General features: G+C 43.6%; 5 protein-coding genes. All 5 read right to left on the reverse strand.

Features of this window, described 5'->3' with window-relative positions:
* Positions 1–42 precede the first annotated feature (42 nt).
* The gene (locus IEX81_RS16420; RefSeq protein WP_188805325.1) at positions 43–708 is read right to left on the reverse strand and encodes a hypothetical protein; all 666 of its coding nucleotides are present in this window, start codon (positions 706–708) and stop codon (positions 43–45) included.
* A 420-nt stretch (positions 709–1,128) separates the two neighbouring features.
* Positions 1,129–1,332, reverse strand: a complete 204-nt coding sequence (locus IEX81_RS16425) for a hypothetical protein (RefSeq protein WP_188805326.1) — start codon at positions 1,330–1,332, stop codon at positions 1,129–1,131.
* Positions 1,329–2,081 carry an IS21-like element helper ATPase IstB gene (gene istB, locus IEX81_RS16430; protein WP_188805328.1) on the reverse strand — a complete coding sequence of 251 codons (753 nt, stop codon included), beginning with the start codon at positions 2,079–2,081 and terminating at the stop codon, positions 1,329–1,331. Before istB ends, IEX81_RS16425 begins: the two co-directional genes overlap by 4 nt.
* Positions 2,062–3,621, reverse strand: a complete 1,560-nt coding sequence (istA, locus tag IEX81_RS16435; RefSeq protein WP_188805330.1) for an IS21 family transposase — start codon at positions 3,619–3,621, stop codon at positions 2,062–2,064. The genes istB and istA overlap by 20 nt, the downstream gene beginning before the upstream one ends.
* Positions 3,622–3,728: 107 nt before the next feature.
* Positions 3,729–3,950 (reverse strand): hypothetical protein (locus tag IEX81_RS16645; RefSeq protein ID WP_229727662.1); only part of this gene is annotated, 222 nt, incomplete at its 5' end.

The raw sequence follows: 3,950 nt of genomic DNA on the forward strand, positions 1-3,950 counted from the left end.
TCCATGTTTCACTGATAGTTGCTTGATCGGGAAGGCTGCCATTTACACAAAATACTTGACACTCCCTTTGAAAACTATATTTTCAAAAAATATAGCTACTTGAGTAATATAATCTGTTGGTATAAGAGAATAAAGTGATTCTATAAAAAAACTCTTAGTTCCTGGTCTAATAGTTGCAACTACAATCAGTATCACTAGAAATATATTTAACAAACTGTTTAATGTATTTGGCTTTGCCGATAAACTTGGAATCCAAGATAGAAAAAATACTATAGGCAATGACGTGGTAATGTAAAGAAAAACTACACTAATTAACAATATGGAAATGTTCACTCTTGTTGCCAAACCTACAATTATTGTGAAAGCAAGTATATTAATAAACCCAAACAAAATTTCTGTCATACTTAATCCAATAAATATCGGGGATTTACCACCTGAAATCATCGCTGAGGTTTTCAAAAATCCTGATTCTCTAAAAGATGAAAGCTGTAATACTACTCCGTTTAGGTAAACACTGATTATTATATATGCCCAATAAATATTTAATATAGGAATCATTTGATCTGTGTTGGGTGATGACACAAGCCATTTATAGTTTGATAAGAAAAAGAAGATACCTGGTACGATTAATGAATTAATAATTGGAATTTTCTCTGACCAAACAATTTTGTTAAACATAACGAAATATTCATATGAAATTTTCAGCAAAAAAATCACTCCTCAAACCTTACGGAAATAGAATAGACTTATGAACGTTTGGAAAACATGTGTTTTTAAAAATATAATTAAATTTCCAATCTAGAGGTTCCAATATTTTTGTGTTCATGTGTGGATAAAAATCAGGCGAGAAGAACTTGACTATTTTTATTCCAGTGTCAAAGTTTGGACAAATATATAAATTGGTGTTTAATTTGGTCGAAATTTTATTTATAACATTCATATCATGCGTATTGCTATTATTACATTCATTGAAGTATTCTTCAGTCATTGAAGGCGGCCATCGGAATAGGCCGCTACTGCCAAAAAATAGGCCAAGCTTTGCCACAAAACGGGCCGTCCTTTGCCAGAAAATAGACCAGAAGGAACAATCATCAATCGGATTGTCCCTTCTGATCTTTGTTTATACGTTCATTCGTCGTCTGGCCGGCGACTATCAAGATATTCGTTGATCAGCTTGATGACGATTTTAACGAGCTCATCGTCACTGATTGTTTCGTTGCTTTTAATAATGGCGTCGATCAATGCGCCAGAAAGACGGATCTCCAAGTCTTCCTCCATATCTCCCATGAAATAATAGTCAGCTAGGCGATACTCGACTTTCTCCGGGATCATTGTGCACCTCCGATACCATAGCGTTCTCGCATGGATTTGCTGCCATCGATCACGATGGAGTATGAATCATGAACGATCCGATCTAAGATGGCATCGGCGATCTGGGCATTGCCCAGCTTGCTGTGCCACCCCTTGGGTTCAAACTGAGAACAGAAGATCGTTGAGGTTCGGTGTAATCGCCGCTCGATCAACTCAAGAATGAAGGTTGATTGCTCCAGCGATAGATCGGTCAGTAGCCATTCGTCAATGATCAGAAGATCGATTTTCCGATACCGTTCAAGGATTCGACGAAAATCCCCATTGGCTTCATTTTTGGCGATTAATAGATCATCTAACAGTTCAGGTAAACGCACGTACTTGACCCTGAGAAATTGACGACAGGCTTCGATGCCTAATGCCGTCGCAAGCCACGTTTTACCATTACCAGAGGCACCCATAATGATGATGTTGTGATGCTCCTTAATATAGCTGCCCGAGGCGAGCCGCGTGATCAGTTGTTGATCCAGATGACGATCAGGAAGATAATCAATGTTGGTGATCGAAGGTTCGATCGTTTTAAAGCCGGCTTGCTTGATGAGACGTTCTAATTTATTCGACTGCCGAGCGGCGTAAGCTGTATCAACTAACAATTCAAAGCGATCGTTGAAACTCATGCCGCGGCAATTCTCGTTCGTCTCTTGGGCATTGAGTGCCTCGACCATTGCGCTGAGGCGCATTTCATAGAGCTTTCTAGTCGTTTCTTGATTCATGTGTTGTCCTCCCAAAGTAGTCGGCGCCACGGGTGAAGCCGAAGTCGTTTTGTTCCTGATGCGGCTGTGATTGTTGCTTCTTGGTCGTGTTGATGAGCATTCGCTCGATCACTCTGACGGTTGGCGCTTTTGCGACGCGCATCACATCAGTACATGCCTGTTCGATTTTGTTTAATTTGTATTTCTGCGCCAATTTCTTGAGCCGCAATGTCGCATTTAAAGCCTGACGTTCGGCTCTTGAAGAAGTTAGAAGATACTCAACAACCTGCACTGTGGCTGGCCCGACTTTCTTTGCCCATTCACGACTGGTTTCTGGCGTATGCGAAAGGTAGAGTTGATGGCTTTCGGGCATATGCCCTGATAATGTCGCAAACTGACCGGGTTGACCGTAGCACCGTCGGTGCGATGCCAACCGAATATCTTTGAAGAAGATCTCGACGAGATCACTGGTGAGTCGAATATCGACACGACTACTGATATACTGAAAGGGAACTGAGTAAAACATACCTTCGACCAGAATATGATAATCTAGTTGTACGGTGGCAGTCCGCCAGGCTGCCATCTGGAAAGGGGATTGAGGTAAAGGTTTGAGGGCAAATTGCTCCTCTCGTTTAAAACCTTCTTCTCGATTCCCTACCTTATATTTTTTCGTGAACGGCCGTCGGTTGAACTCCGCCAACTTCAACCCGACGGCTTTATTGAGTTCCTCAAGGGTGAAGAACTGCTCATGGCGCAATGCCGCAATGACCCACGTTGAAAGGATGTTGACCGTCCCTTCGACGGCTGCTTTGTCCTTGGGCGTCTTCACGCGTGCTGGGACAATCACTGTGCCATAATGCTCCGCTAAATCACGGTAAACAGGATTCAAAATGGCCTCGTAGTCTTTGTGTTTCGTGACGCCGACTTTTAGATTATCGGGTACCAGTACTTCGGTCACGCCGCCAAAGAACTCGTAAGCGTGAATGTGTGCGCGAATCCAGTCTTCGGTCTTCATCGTCAGACACGCTTCACAGTAGCTATACTGGCTGCTGGGCAACGTCGCAAGGAACAGATACGCTTTGACGAACTCGCCTGTGTCTCGATCGATCAGCTTTAGGGTCGATCCAGCCCAATCGACCTCCATGACCTCGCCTGGTTTACGTCTGATTCGCATCGTGGCTTTGAATTTTTGCGCATACTCCGTGTAGTTGCGGCAGAACGTCCGGTATGAGTAGGGCGCGGTACCGGATTGCCGACAGCTTGCCTCATACTCGTAGTAAAGCAGGGTCAAAGTGACGTTAGGTTTGCCGAGTTCCTTGTGCAGGTACTCATAGTCTGGCACTTCGCGTCCTTTTGCTTCCGGCCTCAGTTCGGGAAAGAGTCGCTGTGCCAGATCATTGTCACTGACCGTCGAATCAAACGGTGGTCGTATGCCCATCGCTTCTGCCCGGTGAATGGTGTCACCGATCTTGGCTCTTGAGTTCCCCGTGCTCGCCGCGATACTACGTTGGCTGTGTTTCTGGCCGTGCAACTCCAGGATCCTTCGATATTGAATCACCATAGAAAAACCTCCTGTATCGTTGATGTCACGCGCTTTTGACGCGTGCCACCACAGTATACAGGAGGCATTATCTGGTGCCTATGGATCAAATTATGGCAGAGGGTGGACTATTTCTTGGCATTGAGTGGACTATTCTTTGGCAAAAGGGGGCTGCTGACGTGGCCGCCGTCAGTCATTATCGAATTTCTAAGAAATTTATATGAGTCTTTAAATTCACTTGGCGTAATACTAGAATAATTTCTTATATAAAGTTCTTTTGGTGAGTGTTTAAATAATCTTGTGTAAATAGATTCAAAAAACAATTGAAAAGGGAAAGCCTTCCCCTTAAG

This window comes from Sporolactobacillus putidus (assembly GCF_014647035.1).
Classification (GTDB): Bacteria; Bacillota; Bacilli; order Bacillales; family Sporolactobacillaceae; genus Sporolactobacillus; species Sporolactobacillus putidus.

Excerpts from the sequence above, each read along its gene's own strand:
- istB (WP_188805328.1), bottom strand. The coding sequence starts at position 2,081 with ATGAATCAAGAAACGACTAGAAAGCTCTATGAAATGCGCCTCAGCGCA.
- IEX81_RS16425 (WP_188805326.1), bottom strand. The coding sequence starts at position 1,332 with ATGATCCCGGAGAAAGTCGAGTATCGCCTAGCTGACTATTATTTCATG.
- istA (WP_188805330.1), bottom strand. The coding sequence starts at position 3,621 with ATGGTGATTCAATATCGAAGGATCCTGGAGTTGCACGGCCAGAAACAC.